15 protein-coding genes are annotated in these 15153 nt (G+C 70.7%); 6 read left to right on the plus strand and 9 right to left on the minus strand.

What is annotated here, in order from left to right; translation table 11 throughout:
- Positions 1-38: 38 nt before the first annotated feature.
- The 6 genes from ET445_RS18500 to ET445_RS13680 form a co-directional block, all read right to left on the minus strand.
- On the minus strand, positions 39-872 hold the full coding sequence (locus ET445_RS18500) for a LuxR C-terminal-related transcriptional regulator (protein ID WP_341769754.1): 834 nt from the start codon (positions 870-872) through the stop codon (positions 39-41).
- Entirely contained in the window at positions 770-2701 is a 1932-nt protein-coding gene (locus ET445_RS13660) for an ATP-binding protein (protein WP_129191762.1), read from the minus strand. Before ET445_RS13660 ends, ET445_RS18500 begins: the two co-directional genes overlap by 103 nt.
- A 76-nt stretch (positions 2702-2777) precedes the next feature.
- Positions 2778-3296, minus strand: a complete 519-nt coding sequence (locus ET445_RS13665) for a hypothetical protein (protein ID WP_129191763.1) — start codon at positions 3294-3296, stop codon at positions 2778-2780.
- A 29-nt stretch (positions 3297-3325) separates the two neighbouring features.
- Complete coding sequence (locus ET445_RS13670; RefSeq protein ID WP_129191764.1) at positions 3326-3859, minus strand: hypothetical protein; 534 nt, start codon at positions 3857-3859, stop codon at positions 3326-3328.
- Between the two features lie 97 nt (positions 3860-3956).
- Positions 3957-4310, minus strand: a complete 354-nt coding sequence (locus ET445_RS13675) for a DUF2200 domain-containing protein (protein ID WP_129191765.1) — start codon at positions 4308-4310, stop codon at positions 3957-3959.
- A 23-nt stretch (positions 4311-4333) separates the two neighbouring features.
- Positions 4334-6610 (minus strand): family 65 glycosyl hydrolase domain-containing protein, encoded by a 2277-nt coding sequence (locus ET445_RS13680; protein WP_129191766.1) that lies wholly within the window; start codon positions 6608-6610, stop codon positions 4334-4336.
- 211 nt (positions 6611-6821) lie between these two features.
- Here ET445_RS13680 and ET445_RS13685 point away from each other — a divergent pair, with 211 nt between their 5' ends.
- From ET445_RS13685 to ET445_RS13710, 6 genes are all read left to right on the plus strand, one after another.
- Positions 6822-7802 (plus strand): zinc-dependent alcohol dehydrogenase, encoded by a 981-nt coding sequence (locus ET445_RS13685; protein WP_129191767.1) that lies wholly within the window; start codon positions 6822-6824, stop codon positions 7800-7802.
- Positions 7799-8200, plus strand: coding sequence for a 6-pyruvoyl trahydropterin synthase family protein (locus ET445_RS13690; RefSeq protein ID WP_129191768.1), 402 nt, complete (start codon positions 7799-7801; stop codon positions 8198-8200). The genes ET445_RS13685 and ET445_RS13690 overlap by 4 nt, the downstream gene beginning before the upstream one ends.
- 17 nt (positions 8201-8217) lie before the next feature.
- Positions 8218-9327, plus strand: coding sequence for a glycosyltransferase family 4 protein (locus ET445_RS13695; protein WP_165314407.1), 1110 nt, complete (start codon positions 8218-8220; stop codon positions 9325-9327).
- Entirely contained in the window at positions 9324-10139 is an 816-nt protein-coding gene (locus tag ET445_RS13700; protein ID WP_129191770.1) for an SAM-dependent methyltransferase, read from the plus strand. Before ET445_RS13695 ends, ET445_RS13700 begins: the two co-directional genes overlap by 4 nt.
- Positions 10140-10153: 14 nt before the next feature.
- Positions 10154-10825 (plus strand): RibD family protein, encoded by a 672-nt coding sequence (locus ET445_RS13705; RefSeq protein ID WP_243695210.1) that lies wholly within the window; start codon positions 10154-10156, stop codon positions 10823-10825.
- 119 nt (positions 10826-10944) lie between these two features.
- Positions 10945-12054: an NAD(P)-dependent alcohol dehydrogenase gene (locus tag ET445_RS13710; protein WP_129191772.1), complete on the plus strand. Its 1110-nt coding sequence runs from the start codon at positions 10945-10947 to the stop codon at positions 12052-12054.
- Positions 12055-12084: 30 nt separating this feature from the next.
- On the opposite strand, the gene ET445_RS13715 is transcribed toward ET445_RS13710, so the two are convergent.
- Genes ET445_RS13715 through ET445_RS13725 form a run of 3 tightly spaced genes read right to left on the minus strand, consistent with a single transcriptional unit; the run spans position 12085 to position 15130 of the window.
- Positions 12085-13737 carry a sulfatase-like hydrolase/transferase gene (locus tag ET445_RS13715; protein ID WP_129191773.1) on the minus strand — a complete coding sequence of 551 codons (1653 nt, stop codon included), beginning with the start codon at positions 13735-13737 and terminating at the stop codon, positions 12085-12087.
- Positions 13734-14459 carry a CDP-alcohol phosphatidyltransferase family protein gene (locus ET445_RS13720; RefSeq protein ID WP_243695211.1) on the minus strand — a complete coding sequence of 242 codons (726 nt, stop codon included), beginning with the start codon at positions 14457-14459 and terminating at the stop codon, positions 13734-13736. Before ET445_RS13720 ends, ET445_RS13715 begins: the two co-directional genes overlap by 4 nt.
- A complete protein-coding gene (locus ET445_RS13725) occupies positions 14459-15130 on the minus strand; it encodes a methyltransferase domain-containing protein (RefSeq protein WP_208008418.1) in 672 nt (223 codons plus the stop codon). Before ET445_RS13725 ends, ET445_RS13720 begins: the two co-directional genes overlap by 1 nt.
- Positions 15131-15153: the final 23 nt, after the last annotated feature.

A 15153-nucleotide genomic window follows, 5' to 3' on the forward strand; every position in this document is an offset into this window, starting at 1 on the left:
AGGCACGCCCCGGGTCGCCTAGGGAGAGTCCCGAGTCGTCAGGAGTCGGACCAGGAGCCGGGACCGCCCGCGACGAGATCGCGCAGCCCGCGACGGTTCGGGACGCCGAGCTTCGCGTAGATCTTCGCGAGGTGGTACTCGACCGTCTTCGGTGAGATCGCGAGCTCGGCTGCGACCTCGGGGTTCGTGAACCCGCGCCCGACCATCGCCGCGATCTCGTGCTCGCGCGAACTGAGCTCGCGCGCCCAGGGCGCGGGCGCAGGGACATCCAACGCTTCGATGCGCTGCTGCACACGCTCGAGCGCCGGCCGCGCGCCGACCGTCGCATACACCTGCGCCGTGCGCTTGAGCGCCCGCACGCCGCGCGCGAGCTCACCGGTCGCCACGAGGAGGCCGCTGTACGACTCGAGAAGCTGGCCCCTCGTCCAGAGCGGTTCCCCGCCGACGGGCTTGACCTCGAGACCCCGCTCGTACAGGCCGCGGGCGCGCGCCTTGTCACCCCGGGCTTCGGCGAGCCGCCCGCCGAGCCAGGCTCTGGTGACGGGGATCCATGCGCCGGTCGCCGGGGCGTGTGCGAGCGCCTCGAGGGTCTTCTCGGCGGGATCGAGCCGGCCGGTCGCGAGCTGGAGGTCCGCGAGGACCGGCAGCCACCACACATGGAAGAGGCGGTATCGGTCTTCCTCCATCGCCCGAGGCGACAGCGACGCGAGTGCGTCGTAGGCGCCGTCGATGTCGCCGAGGGCTCGCGCGACGGCCGCCCGGGAGAGCGTCAGGTGGATGACCGGACCGAAGTAGTCGGCCGCCGACGAGAGCGAGCGTGCTTCGGCGGCATCGCCTTCGGCGGGCGCGATCTCGCCGACGCCCGCCTGCATGATCGCCGACAGCGAGTACAGCACGGGCCGGTCGAATCCTCGGCCGAAGAGCTCGGCGGCCGCGATGCCCGTGCGGACCTCGCGCATCGCCTCCGACCAGTTCCCGAGGAGGTAGCTGCACCACGAGAGGTGGATGTGCGCGGACGATCCGAGGATCTCCCCATCGCCGGCGATTGGCGGCGCGACGCGATGAGGAGGTCGGCGCGTGCGGTGTTGAGTTGGCCGAGGAGTCCGCGCAGGATGCCTCGGTGCACGAGTTGCGGGAGGTCGTTCCGCACGCACTGCGACGGATTCTCGGGGAGCGTGCGGAGGAGGCCGAGTCCGGCTTCGGGGCCGTCGAGGAGCGCCCTTCCCATCGCGCCGAACGCGAGGGCGGCGGACTTCTCGGCCGCGGTCACCGTGTTCGCGCCACTCGCGGCGACCGCCTCCGCCGCGGTCACGGCGTCGGCGCCGAGGCCGATGAGCGTCGCGACGCACGCGAGTTCCACGTTGAGCCGTGCACGCATCCCGGGTCGGTCGTCGACGCGCGGGTCGGCGAGCGCCTCGAGGAGCAGGTCGCGCGCCCGGCCGGGGTGCGCCTGGCCGAAGGCGATGAGTGCCTGCACCTCGGAGCGTTCGGGGCTCGACGGGAGTGCCCGGATCTCGTCGGCGTACCGCGAGGCCTCGGCCTCGTGCGCCGAGAGTGCGAGCAGCCGGACGCCCTCGAGGAGCCGTGGCGCCCGTTCGACCGCCGCGCCGAGCGAGGCCGCCCAGATCAGGTAGCGTGCCGCGCGCACAGGTTCGGCGGCGGCCTCCCGCCGCGCTTCGGCTTCGATCTCCGCGGCGAGCGCGCTTGGGTCCTCGTCGCTCGCGGCGAGCCGGTGTCGCCATGACGCTTCCCCGGTCGACACGGCGACCGCGCGTCGGTGCAGCTCGCGTCGTCTGGCGCGCGGGAGATCGCGAGCGAGGATGTCTCTGACGACGGCGCTTCGGAAGGCGACCGCGCCGGGCGCGGGTCCTTCTCGCAGCACGCCCGACTCGACGAGTCCGGCGACGAGCCCGGCGAGGTCGGGCTCGCCCGACACCTCGGCGAGGTCGATGAGGGATGCGCCGCCGCCGAGCACGGCGAGTGCGTCGAGCACGCCGCGTTCGTCGGAGCGCAACGGGGGCGCGGCATCGGCGAGTGCGAGGTCCATCGACTGGGGTGCGTCGAACGGCGCCGGCCCTGCGGCGAGCGCGGGGTCGGTGTCGGCCGACCATCCGCGCAGTGCGATCCGGGTGTCGCCGATCGTCCATCCTGCGCCCGAGAGGGCGCGGAGCCAGGTTCCGGGTGTCGATCGGCCGATGAGGACGAGGAGGACGGGCTCTGCGAGGAGTCGTCGCGCGAATCCGTCGAGTACGCGCAGGGACTCGTCGTCGGCCTGCTCGAGGTTGTCGCACACGAGCGCGAGCGGCGACGCTCCGCGGAACGCGTCGAGTTCGTCGAGCACGCGTGTCGAAAGGGCGTCGGGATGCTCCGGCTGCTCCTGCTCGCCGGCGAACCCGTCGATCGATTCGGTGATGCGCTCGGCTGGGACATCCATCGCCTGGAGCAGGAGTCGCAGGAAGTCGAACGGTCGCGGAATCCCGGACCCGAGCGGCACCGTGGCCCACACGGCGCGCACCTCGGGGCGCGCGCGGAGCGCTGCCTCGACGAGGAAGGTCTTGCCGATGCCGGGCGGACCAGAGACGACCGAGACGGCGGCCGAACCGCGCTCGACGGTCGTGACGAGTTCGTCGAGCCGGGCGAGTTCGGCACGTCTGCCGATGACCGTGCCGCCGTCGATCGATCCGTCGTCGACCCCCGTCATGGCGCCATCATACGGGCACGTGAACGGGCCGGTTGCGGGCGATCGCCTGCAACCGGCCCGGGGTCGGGTGATGCTCCTACTTGTCGTGGAACTCGACGCCCCAGTCGCCGTAGCGGTACTGGAACCGCAGGCATGAGAGCGGCGACGAGGCGTCCTCCGAGCAGTAGCTCGCGTTGGGGCCGGCCGGTCCGACGCGCATCGTGGAGCCGAGGTCCTTCTTCTGGGGCCCGCACGTGTCGGCGGTCGCGCCGCACGCGGTGTACCAGGCCGTGGGATCGTTCGTCTTGAACGGGATGAACTGGACTTCGAAGTAGTGGCGGCCGCCCGGGGCGAGCACGTCTCCGAAGACGGGACGCCCCTCGAAGCGGTCGGTCGTCACGGAGTCGAACCGGACGAAGTTCGAGGACTCGTTGATGACGAGGAATCGGTAGCTCGATGCGGCGGCGGGTTCATCGTCGAGGTCGTCGGATGCGACGGACGAGACGACGAGCTCGGATGCCATGGGCGGAGGGCTCGGCAGGGTCGGATCGGTGAGCGGCGCCCCGGTGAGGAGGAGTCCGACGGCGGGGGCGAGCGCGAGAAGGGAGATGGTCATGGTCGTTTCCTTTGGTGGCTTCGTCGTGGTCAGCGGTTGCGGAAGGTCACGCCGCGGGTCGGTCCGTTGAGGAGGTTCTCGTCGTTGTACTTCCAGGCGGCGCAGTCGATCGGCGCAGTGGTGACGAGGCACTTGATGTCGGTCTGCCGGTTGTAGGTGTACGTGAGGGTCGCGCCCACGACGCGTCCGCTCGGGTCGCAGATCGAGGCGTCCGGTGTGCAGAACCCGTACCAGACGGTCGGCGTGTTGTCGCCGCTCAGGACGTTCTGCACCTCGAAGGAGTGCTGCCCGCCCGGCATGAGCACGGCGCCGACATCGGGCCGGCCTTCGAAGCGGTCGCCGACCTTCGAGAACTCGATGGCGTTCAGCCGGAGCGGCTGCGTGGTCGAGTTCTCGACGATGAACCGCTTGCTGACGAGCATGCCGGGGGCGTCGTCGGTGCGTTCGATTCCGATGCTGAGTGCGGGGGCTTCGGAGACGACCGAAGCGGCCGGCACGAGGGCCGTCGGCGCGAGAGCCGAGGTGGTGAGGGCGAGTGAGACGGCGAGTGCTGAAGTGATCATGCGGAGATGACATCACGTCTCACCGGGCCGACTGGGGGAAGCCCCTAGTGACCCCCGGTGCACGCCGCGTTCGGCGGGTACACGCAGGGCCCCGACCTCACGCGCCGCGCAGGATCGAGGTCATCTTCTTGCCTCGCGCGACCTCGTCGACGAGTTTGTCGAGGTAGCGGATCTTCTGCATGAGCGGGTCCTCGATCTCCTCGACGCGCACCCCGCAGATGACGCCCGTGATGAGCGACGCGTTCGGGTTCAGCCCAGGGGCATCCGCGAAGAAGCGCTCGAGCGTCGTCTCGCGCGCGATCGCCTCGGCGAGCGCGGCGTCGTCGTACCCCGTGAGCCATTCGATGACCTGGTCGAGTTCGGCCTTCGTTCGACCCTTCTTCTCGACCTTCTCGATGTAGAGCGGGTAGACGCGCGCGAAGCTCATCTGGAAGATGCGGTGGCCGGCCATGGTGTGCTCCCGTCGTCGCAGGGTCAGACCGGATGCGCGACGACGAGTTCGCCGTCGACGGTCACGGTCCGGTCGTGCACCACGAGTTCGAGCGGCGCACCGTCCCGCAGTGCGAGCAGAACCCGGTCGGTCTCCACGCGGACTTCGAGCACGCGGCCGCGGTAGCCGACGGTGAACGAGAACGCCGACCAGCCTGCGGGCAGGAACGGGCGGAACGACAGGCCGGCGTCGGTCGCGCGCATGCCCGCGAACCCCTGCACGATCGCGAGCCACGCGCCGCTCATCGAGGTGATGTGCAGGCCGTCCTCGGTGTCGTTGTTGTAGTTGTCGAGGTCGAGGCGGGCGGTGCGCCGGTAGAGCTCGATGGCCTTCTCGCGTTCGCCGATCGCGGCGGCGACGACGGCGTGGATGGAGGCCGACAAGGATGACTCGTGCACGGTCATCGGCTCGTAGAACTCGAAGTTCCGCCGCAGCTCGTCGACGGTGAAGTCGGATTCGAACAGGTACATGCCCTGGAGCACGTCGGCCTGTTTGATGAAGCATGATCGCAGGATGCGGTCCCATGACCAGTGCTGGTTGAGCGGGCGCTGGTCGGCGGGGATCGTGTCGACGGGGCGGAGGTCCTTGTCGAGGAAGGTGTCATGCTGCACGTTGACGCCGAGGGCGTCGTCGTGCGGCAGGTACATGCCGCCTGAGATCGCCCGCCACGCGTCCCGTTCGGGCGCCTCGACTCCGACCGCGACGAGTCGCTCTCGGGGAAGCGCCTCGAGCACGTCGGCGGTGTACCGCAGCACCCAGGCGGCGAGGGAGTTCGTGTACCAGTTGTTGTTGACGTTGTTCTCGTACTCGTTCGGGCCCGTCACGCCGTGGATCATGTACGTCTGCGCACGCTTCGAATAGTGGACGCGGTCGGCCCAGAACCGGGAGATCTCGACGAGCACCTCGATGCCCGGGCCCTCGAGATACGACCGGTCGCCCGTGTACCGCGTGTACTCGGCGATCGCGTGGGCGATCGCACCGTTTCGGTGGATCTCCTCGAAGGTGATCTCCCACTCGTTGTGGCATTCGATGCCGTTGAACGTCACCATCGGGTAGAGCGCGCCGGCGAGGCCCTGCTGCCTGGCGTTGTGCTGCGCCTGCGGCAGTTGCGCGTGGCGGTACGCGAGGAGCGCGCGCGTGACGTCGGGCGAGGCGACCGACAGGTAGAGGGGCACGAGGTAGGCCTCGGTGTCCCAGTACGTGGCGCCGCCGTACTTCTCGCCGGTGAAGCCCTTCGGGCCGATGTTGAGCCGGTCGTCTTCGCCGTAGTAGGTCGAGAACAGCTGGAAGAGGTTGAACTGGATGCCTTGCTGCGCTTCGTCGTCGCCCTCGATGACCACTTGCGATCGGGCCCAGCGCTCCTCCCAGAGAGCGGTGTGGGCTGCGAGCTGCTCGTCGAACGTCGTCCCTGCGGCCGCTTCGAGGAGCCGAGAGACCGTGTCGACATGCGCCGCCTCTTCGACGTCGCGCGTCGTGACGACGGCGGTCGTCTTCAGGATCTCGGATGTCTCGCCCGCGGCGAGTTCGCCCGAGAACACGAGACCCGCCTGCAGCGGAGCATCGACGACTCCGGACGGGTCGAGCCCCGTGACATCCGCTCGCATGCCCGCCGTCACCGTGAACTGCGGCGTGCCGAACGGATTGGGGATCGTGCGGAGCGACAGGTGCGGCACCGGCGCCGGGCCGCGGGCGACCTCGCTCCAGAACTGCTCGCCGTAGTTCGCGTCGAGGTTGTGGACGTCGCCGTCAAGGCGCGGCGTCGCGCGCACGCGCACCGAGCCCTCGAGCGCGCGTATGCGAAGGCGTTGGAGGCACAGTTCGGGGGTGGCGATCGAGAGGAACCGTTCGAACTCGAAGCGGACCTTCGCCGTGCCGGTGATGTAGGTGAACGACCGGGTGAGCAGTCCGTTCCGCAGGTCGAGTCGGAGCGCGAAGTCTTCGTGCCGCCCGGTGAAGAGGTCCACCGGTTCGCCGTCGAGCTCGAGGTCGATCGCGATGAGGTTCGTCGCGTTGATGACCTTGCCGAAGTACTCGGGGTAGCCGTTCTTCCACCACCCGACGCGGGTCTTGTCGGGGAACCAGACGCCCGCGATGTACGTGCCGCGATGGCTGTCGCCCGAGTAGCCCTCCTCGAAGTTGCCGCGCATGCCCATGTGGGCGTTGCCGGCCGAGGTCATCGACTCGATCAGGCGCATGCGGCCGTCGTCGAGCCGTGTCGTGCTGATCGCGTACGGTTCGACGTCGAACACCCGCTCGCTCATGCAATGCCTCCTCGTCGGAACCCGCATCCGAGTCCGACGGTATCGCGCGCACGCGTCGGCAGGCTAGGGCCGCTCGGGCCGGGCTCGCGAGGCTCGATCTCGACGCCCGCGCTTGTTCCGGCGCCTCGCACGGAGCATATTCATGTAGGGGGTCCTGTTTCGTCCGACGGCTCATCGAAGTTCGTCCGACGGCTCATCGAAGGAGGGCGCGATGGCTTCAGCGGTCGCGTTCTGGGTCGACGAGCCGGGCGTGGGGGTGCTCCGGACGGAGCCGCTTCGCTCGCCGGGCCCGGGCGATGTGCTGATCCGCACGGCCTGCACGGGGATCAGCCGAGGCACCGAGACCTCGGTCTTCCTCGGCCGGGTGCCGCCGAGCGAGCACGAGCGGATGCGTGCGCCCTTTCAGGAGGGCGACTTCCCGGGCCCGGTCAAGTACGGCTACCTGAATGTCGGCGTCGTCGAACACGGGCCCGCACCGCTCATCGGACGCACGGTCTTCAGCCTCTTCCCCCACCAATCGGCGTTCGTGGCCCCGGCGGACGCCGTCGTGCCCGTCCCGGATGAGGTGCCGACGCGCCGAGCGGTCCTCGCCGGCGCGGTCGAGACCGCCGTGAACGTGCTGTGGGACGCCGCCCCGGTCGTCGGCGACCGGGTGACCGTCGTCGGAGCGGGCATGATCGGGTGCTGCGTCGCACGGCTGGCCCGCGGCATCCCCGGCGTCGAAGTCGTGCTCGTCGACATCGACGCATCGCGTGCTGAGACGGCCGAGCTCCTCGGGGTGGGGTTCGCAGCCCCCGACGCCGCTCCCCGCGATCAGGACCTCGTCGTGAACACGAGCGGGTCGGCGGCCGGACTGCAGCTCGCCCTCGAGTCGGTCGTGACCGACGGGGAGGTCATCGAGGCGAGTTGGTACGGCGACCGGCCCGTCACCCTCGACCTCGGAGGCGACTTCCACTCGCGCCGCCTCACCATCAGGTCGAGCCAGGTCGGTGCGGTCGCGCGTCGGCGCCGGGAGCATCGCACGACGCGGGACCGCCTCGCCCTCGCCCTCGGACTCCTCCACGACGACGCGTTCGACGCCGTGCTGACGGGGAGCTCGTCCTGGCGGGACCTCCCCGCCGTGATGGCGGGCATCGCCTCCGGCTCGGGGAGCGATCTGTGCCGCACGATCGATTGGACGGATGCCCCGTGAGCTTCACCCTGACCGTCCGAGACCACATCATGGTCGCCCACAGCCTCACGGGCGAGGCCTTCGGCCCGGCACAGCGCCTGCACGGCGCGACGTTCGTCGTCGACGCAGCGTTCCGCGCACGGGAGCTCGACGCGGACGGCGTCGTGGTCGACATCGGCGACGCGGCCGCCGCGCTCCGCGAGATCACGGGGTCGCTCACCTACCGGAACCTCGACGACGAGCCCGCGCTCGCGGGCGTGAACACGACGACCGAGGCGCTCTGCCGTTTCATCGCCGACCGCCTCGCGGAGCGGATCGCCGACGGCCGCCTCGGCTCCGGCGACGGCCGGCTCTCGTCGATCGAGGTCACCCTGCACGAGTCCCACGTCGCGTGGGCGAGCTACGAGCGGGATGTGTGAGGCGAATGGATGCCCCCGTGCTCCACTTCCTCGTTCCCGACGGCTTCGACGAACCCGCCCGCGCGAGCGGGGGCAACGTGTACGACCGCAGGGTCGCCGCGGCGCTCCAGGCGGCCGGATTCGACGTGCGCCTCGCGCCCCTCGACGTCGGGGCTCGCGATCGGCTCGATCGCGCACTCGTCGCCGTGCCCGACGACGGGCTCGTCCTCGTCGACGGACTCGTCGCGGTCGCAGCATCCGAGGTCCTCTCGGCGCACGCGTCGCGCCTGCGCGTCGTGGTGCTCGCCCACATGGTCGCGAGCGCGCTCGCGGAGTCATCGGATGCCTCGGCGACCGCCGGAGACGAACGCACCGCGCTGTCGGCCGCCCGGCGCATCATCGCGACGAGCGACTGGACGCGCTCGGAGCTCGCGGCGCGCGGGCTCGCGGAGTTCGATCGCATCGCGGTCGCGCGACCCGGGGTCGACGTCTCGGCGGCGCGGATCGCCCGCATCCGGGCCGCGCCGGTCCGGCCGGAGCCCGCGCGCGATCAGCGGCGAGCGGCCCGGTTCCTCTGCGTCGGCGCCCTCGCCCGCCACAAGGGACAGGATGTCCTCGTCGAAGCGCTCGCGGGTCTCACCGACGTGCCCCCGTGGACCTGCTCGATCGTCGGATCCCACACGGCGGACCCGTCGTTCGCGGGCCGGATCGTCTCCGACATCTCGGCCGCCGGACTCGAGGGCGTGACCCTGGCGGGCGTGCTCACGGGCTCACGGCTCGACGATGCGTTCGGCAGCGCCGACCTCGTCATCGCGCCCTCGCGCGCGGAGAGCTACGGCATGGTCGTCGCCGACGCCCTCGCGAGAGGGATCCCGGTGGTGACGACACGCGTCGGCGGGATTCCCGAGGCCGTCGCGGGGCACACGTCCGCGGTGCTCGTCGCGCCCGACGATCCCACGGCGCTCCGCGCCGTGCTGAAACGATGGCTCGCGGATGTCCCGTGGCGCGACCGGCTCACGGCCGCCGCCCTGCGCTCGCCCACCCCGGCACGATACTGGTCCGAGACCACGCGGGTCGTCGCCGGAGTCCTCACGAGCGTGCGAGCGGAGTCCGGCATCGGCGCCGCCGAGGTGCGGAGCACCGGGTGAGTGGGGTCATCGACGTCGATGCAGACTGGCTCGCGTTGCGCGAAGCCGAAGACGCCCGCGCGCGCTCGCGCGAACTCGCCCTCGCCGCCGCCTCCGCGCTCGCACCCGGTCAGGTCGTCGTCCACGACCTCGGAAGCGGAACCGGCTCGATGCTGCGATGGCTCGGGCCGCTCCTGCCCGGCCCGCAGGTCTGGGTGCTGCACGACTGGAACGCGGCGCTCCTCGATCGCGCGCTCATCGGCGATCCCGCTCGCGACCGCGACGGTCGACCGATCTCGGTGCAGATCCGCACCCGCGAACTCGCGCGGCTCCGCCGCGCCGACCTCGACGGGGCCGACCTCGTCACGGCGTCGGCACTCCTCGACGTCCTCACCGCCGAAGAGATCGGCGCCGTCGTCGAGGCGTGCACCGCGGCCGGATGTCCCGTCCTGATCAGCCTGAGCGTGACGGGCGACGTCGAGCTCGATCCCGTCGAGCCCCTCGACGACGAACTCCGGGCCGCCTTCAACGCGCACCAGCAACGGTTGGTCGGCGGACGGCGGCTCGTCGGCCCGTCCGGCGCGGCGCTCGCCGAAGGACTGTTCCGCGAGGCCGGCTGGAGCGTCGCGCGCGCGACATCCCTCTGGCGGCTCGGTCGGCGCGAGCCGGGCCTCCTCGGTCGGTGGCTCGACGGATGGCTCGACGCCGCCCTCGAACAGCGCGCCGACCTTCGCCGCGACGGCGTCCGCTACCGTGCCCTGCGCGAGGCGCAGTTGCGGCGCGGAGCGCTCTCCGCCACCGTCTCCCACGCGGATCTCCTGGCGTCGCCATGACCGAGGCGCCGTACGTGACCCTCAGCGTCGCGATGTCGATCGACGGACACCTCGACACCGTGCCGCCGCCGCGGCTCATCCTCTCGAACGCCGCCGACTTCGATCGCGTCGACGAGGTCCGCTCGCAGAGCGACGCCATCCTGGTCGGCGCCCGCACCGTTCGCGCCGACAACCCGCGGCTGCTCGTACGGAGCGAGGAGCGCCGTCGCCGCCGCGAGACCGAGGGGCTGCCGTCATCCCCGTGGAAGGTCACCGTCACGGCCTCGGGCGACCTCGACCCGCGCGCGGAGTTCTTCTCCGCGGGTCACGGGGAGAAGCTCGTGTACTGCCCGGAATCGGCCGGCCGAGACATCCGGAACCGCCTCGGCGAGCGCGCGACCGTCGTCGAGCTCGGCGAATCGGTCACGATGGCGGACCTCGTCGACGATCTGGGCGACCGGGGCGCACGGACCCTCCTCGTCGAGGGCGGCGGAACCGTGATCACGCAGTTCTTGACCGGCGATCTCGTCGACGAACTGCAGTTGGCGATCGCCCCGTTCTTCGTCGGCGACGGGCGCGCTCCACGTCTCGTCGGCGACGGGCGATTCCCCTGGACGCCCGACCGCCGAGCACGGCTCATCGAGACTCGGCAGGTCGGCGACATCGCCGTGCTCAGATACTCCCTCTCCGAACGCTCGCCCGACTGATCGCGGGCTATCGGCCGGCGCGCGCGAGGGCTACAGTGAGCGCGGAGCAGGATTGGGCGTCGTCGACCCAACGCGCCCGGCCTTCCCCCTCAGCGCTCGACCTGAGAGGAAGATCCCCGATGCCGCATGACATCTCGGCAGCCGTGCTGCCCGACTACGACCGGCCCTTCGAGGTCCGAACGGTCCAACTCGACGATCCGCGCCCGAACGAAGTCCTCGTGAAGCTCGTCGCCACGGGAGTGTGCGGCACCGACCTCGGCGTTCAAGCGGGCCACACGCCGTTCCCGCTGCCGGGCGTGCTCGGGCACGAGGGCGCCGGAGTCGTCGAGGCGGTGGGCGCCGGCGTCTCCACGGTGAAGCCGGGCGACAAGGTGCTCCTCTCGTTCACGAGCTGCGGAGTCTGCCGCAACTGCAAGCTGGGGCATCCGGCCTTCTGCCAGTACTTCCTGACCTTGAACCTGATCGGCGGGCGCCGCGCCGACGGCAGCTACACGCTCCACGAAGGCGGGGAGCCCGTGAACGGCCACTTCTTCGGTCAATCGTCGTTCGCCACGCACGCGCTCGCCGACGAGCGCGGCGTGACGAGAGTGTCGGACGACGCCGACCTCGCTGCGCTCGCACCCCTCGGATGCGGCATCCAGACCGGCGCCGGCACCGTGCTGAACATCCTCAAGCCCGCACCCGGAACCACGATCGCGGTCTTCGGCGCGGGAGCGGTCGGTCTCGCCGCCGTCATGGCGGCGCGACTCACCAGCGTGGAACGGATCGTCGTCGTGGACATCGTCCAGTCGCGCCTGGATCTCGCCGCGACGCTTGGTGCGACGCATCCGATCAACTCGCGCGACCTCGACCTCACCCAGGTGCTGCTCGATCTGACCGACGGTTGGGGGATCGACTACGCCGTCGACGCCACGGGAAACGTTCCCGTGATCCACAGTGCGATCCTGGCGCTCGCCCCGCTGGGCGAGCTCGCCCTCGTCGGCGCCCCGCCCGTCGGCCACACCGTCGACCTCGACGTCAACTTCATGTTGAGCGGACGACGCGTCATCGGTGTGACCGAGGGCGACTCCACGCCGCAACTGCTGATCCCTGCCCTCATCGAACTGATCGCGCAGGGGCGGTTCCCGCTCGACAAGCTCATCACGCCGTTCGACTTCTCGAACATCAACGACGCGATGAGCGCCCTGAAAGACGGCTCGGCCTTGAAACCTGTGCTCCATTTCGCCTGATCGGCATCGGATCCCGCATCATCCCGGACTTCATCCCCGGCTGAACGCGTCGACGAATCGATCGCGGAATGCGCTCATCGGCCAGACGGGCGCGTCCGGCCCGGGGAGCACGCCGTCCTCCCACTCCCACTCGTCGATCGCGTCCGAGACCGCCGGGTCTTTGGAGATGATGCTGATCGGAACATCGTGGCCGGGATCCCGGCCGGTCACGATCGTCGCGGGCTGGTGGTCGCCGAGCACCACGAGCACGAGGTCGGGATCGTCCGATTCGTGCAGGAACGAGAGCATCGCGGCGAGCGCATACCGAATCGACCGGGCGTACGCCTCTCGCACCCGGCCGGGTTCCTTCCAGACCTCCGCGGCCGACTCCCCTCGCGCGGCCTGCGACCCGAACACGGAGCCGTCGCCGATCTCCGGCCAGGGAACCAGCTCGGGCAACGGCGCCCATGGCGTGTGCGAGGAGAGCAGGTCGACCTCGGCCATGACCGGCCGATCGTCGGCGGCGAGCACCTCGTCGGCGAGGTGCTTCCAGGTGTACTGGTCCGGAACCAGCGCGTATCCGAACGACGGACCGCGGTAGCCGACGTCGCTCGCGTCGATCAAGGTGTCGAAGTGATAGAACGACGTGCCGAACGACCACGGCTCGGTGCCGGCGGGCGAGAGGCTGACCGTGTGCCATCCGGCTCTCCCGAAGATCTCGCTGAGCGTGAGTCGATCGCTCCGGATCACTTTGCTGTAGACCGGCTGCCGATCGACCCAGAGACCGGTCATGAGCGTCGAGTGCGCAAGCCAACTGAGGCCGCCGAAGGTGGGCGACGTGAGGAAGGCGCTCCTCGAGACGTACCCGTCGGCCTCGAGTTGCGCGTTGCCCTCTCGCAGAGTGCGTCGGATGTCGGCTGAGAAATCCGTCCCCTGCACGGCGACTCTGCCGTAGCTCTCGACGAATGCGAAGACGACGTCCTTGCCCTCGAGCCCGGTGAGCAAGCGGGAGCCCGGCGTCGCTCGAAAGCGATCCGCCGCGATCTGCCTCGGCAGGGCCGCGACCGCCGTGAGCCCCGCTGCCGAGTGCGAGGCCGACGTGCTGATCGCGTGCACGGCGGCGGCCGCCGCGATCGGTCGCCCCGGCACGAGGTGCGCGCCCGTCGCCGCCCCGACGATCCACACCGCGGCGACCGCCGCGATCGCGCACGTGCCGCGACCGCGGTCGTGACGCATTGCGGTGTCGACGCGAAGCACCGCCCACGCGAGCGCGACGATCGACAAGGCGGTGGCGATCGCGATGAGCACCACGAGGGTGATCGCGGGCCCCGCGCCGATCGCTCCCGTGACGACCCCGAACGCGTCGCCCAATTGCTGCCAATCGAGCGGATCGAACGGGATGTCGAGCACCTCCCGGTAGCCGGCGTCGATGGCCCCGAGCACGATCGCGAAGACGACGACCACGCCGAAGCAGGCGGCGAGGACGAGTCGCACCGGGCGCCAGGGAACCATGAAGAGCACGAAGAGCACGAGGATCGACTCGGCGGGAACCCCGAGGATCGCGAGCGGGAAGCCGTCTGCGAGCGCCGCAGGCGCCCGCGGCGCCAGCGGGAGGAGGACGAGCACGACGATCGCGACGGCCAGCGAGAATCGGCGGAGCGGCGATCCCGACGGTCTGTCCGCGCCGACGGGCGCATCGGTCACGATGCACGCACCTCTGCTTCGGCGGATCGAGCGCGTCCTCGCGTCGCGAGCCAGACGACATCGCGACCGAAGGACTCGACGAGCAGGACGAGTGCGACGGCGACCGCGGCGTACGAGAACTCGGGGAACAGACCGGTCGCGGCGAAGGCGAGGACGATCCCCTGCACCGCGGCCACGACCTTGCGCCAATACCGGTACGGGAGCGGCCCGCGCAGCCGGGGAAGCATCCATCCCGCCACGACGAAGGCGTACCGCATCAGGCCGATCGCGAGCACCCACGGGCCGAGGGACCGCGCCACGTAGACGCTCAGCACGAGCAGCAGGAACGCGTCGACCTCCCAGTCGAACCGGGCGCCGAGCGCGGTCGCGCTGCCGGTCCGCCGCGCGACCCATCCGTCCACGGCGTCGAGTGCGAGCGCCGGCACGGTCAGGCCGATGAGGAGCGGCACCGGGATCGGTGCGACGAACGAGGCTGCGACGAGACCCGTGATGACGCCGACGAGCGCCGACCGGATCGCCGTCACGAGATTCGCCCATCCGAGACGCGAGGCGCCCCGACGTCGCAGCGCGATCCCCAGCAACGCGGTGCTCGACGCGAGGTACCCGATCGCGACAGCGAGCCCGATCGCCGGCATCGCATCGACCGCCCAGAGGGTCGCGGCGCCGACCGCGCCGAGCACCGCCACGCCGATCGGAACGAGCTGCACCTCGCCGAGTGCCATCACGTGCCTTCGACGACGACGCGCCGATCCCGGGTACCGGTTCCGCGGCCGGATCCGGCCGCGAGGAAGGCGCTCCCGAAACACAGCTCCACCCAGGAGGGATCGACCAGCCGCTCCTCGATCGCCCCGCGAATCGCGTCCCAGGGGCGGCGCTCGATCCACTCGTCGAGCGAGGCCGAACGGCGCACCGCTGCGATTCCGAGCCGGGACAGCCAGGCGGGCGTCGCGCCGGGGATCTTGAGGTCCAGCACGACCCACCGACCGCCGCCGGAAAGCGCGGCGGCACCGTTGGCGATGACCGTTCCGCACTCTGCCACCTGCGTCAGCGCGTACGTGGACAGAACAGCGTCGACCTTGTCGGGAAAGGCGAACTCCGCCGCATCCGCCTGCACGAGGGTGACGTTGCTCCACCCGTTCGCGTCGGCCCGATCGCTTGCACGCGCGAGCATCGCGTCGGTGAGATCGACGCCGACGAGCCGGCCGCTGGGACCGATCGCCTCCTCGATGAGGGCGAAGTTCAGACCCGTTCCGCACGCGACATCGACCACGGTGTCGCCCGCTCGGAGGCCGAGCGCCTGCACCGCGCGTGCACGCTGCGACCGCTGCGGGTAGCCGGGCGCCGGGTAGAGCCGGGACACGAGGTCGTATCGCTTGGCCTTCTTGCGGTACACCTCGATGAGGTGCGCTCGCGTGC

The sequence above is a fragment of the Agromyces protaetiae genome, from assembly GCF_004135405.1.
GTDB lineage: Bacteria > Actinomycetota > Actinomycetes > Actinomycetales > Microbacteriaceae > Agromyces > Agromyces protaetiae.

Bases quoted from the DNA above. Each gene is read 5' to 3' on its own strand.
- ET445_RS13660 (WP_129191762.1), bottom strand. From the start codon at position 2,701: ATGACGGGGGTCGACGACGGATCGATCGACGGCGGCACGGTCATCGGC.
- ET445_RS13710 (WP_129191772.1), top strand. From the start codon at position 10,945: ATGCCGCATGACATCTCGGCAGCCGTGCTGCCCGACTACGACCGGCCC.
- ET445_RS13675 (WP_129191765.1), bottom strand. From the start codon at position 4,310: ATGGCCGGCCACCGCATCTTCCAGATGAGCTTCGCGCGCGTCTACCCG.
- ET445_RS13680 (WP_129191766.1), bottom strand. From the start codon at position 6,610: ATGAGCGAGCGGGTGTTCGACGTCGAACCGTACGCGATCAGCACGACA.
- ET445_RS13665 (WP_129191763.1), bottom strand. From the start codon at position 3,296: ATGACCATCTCCCTTCTCGCGCTCGCCCCCGCCGTCGGACTCCTCCTC.
- ET445_RS18500 (WP_341769754.1), bottom strand. From the start codon at position 872: ATGCAGGCGGGCGTCGGCGAGATCGCGCCCGCCGAAGGCGATGCCGCC.
- ET445_RS13685 (WP_129191767.1), top strand. From the start codon at position 6,822: ATGGCTTCAGCGGTCGCGTTCTGGGTCGACGAGCCGGGCGTGGGGGTG.
- ET445_RS13720 (WP_243695211.1), bottom strand. From the start codon at position 14,459: ATGGCACTCGGCGAGGTGCAGCTCGTTCCGATCGGCGTGGCGGTGCTC.
- ET445_RS13670 (WP_129191764.1), bottom strand. From the start codon at position 3,859: ATGATCACTTCAGCACTCGCCGTCTCACTCGCCCTCACCACCTCGGCT.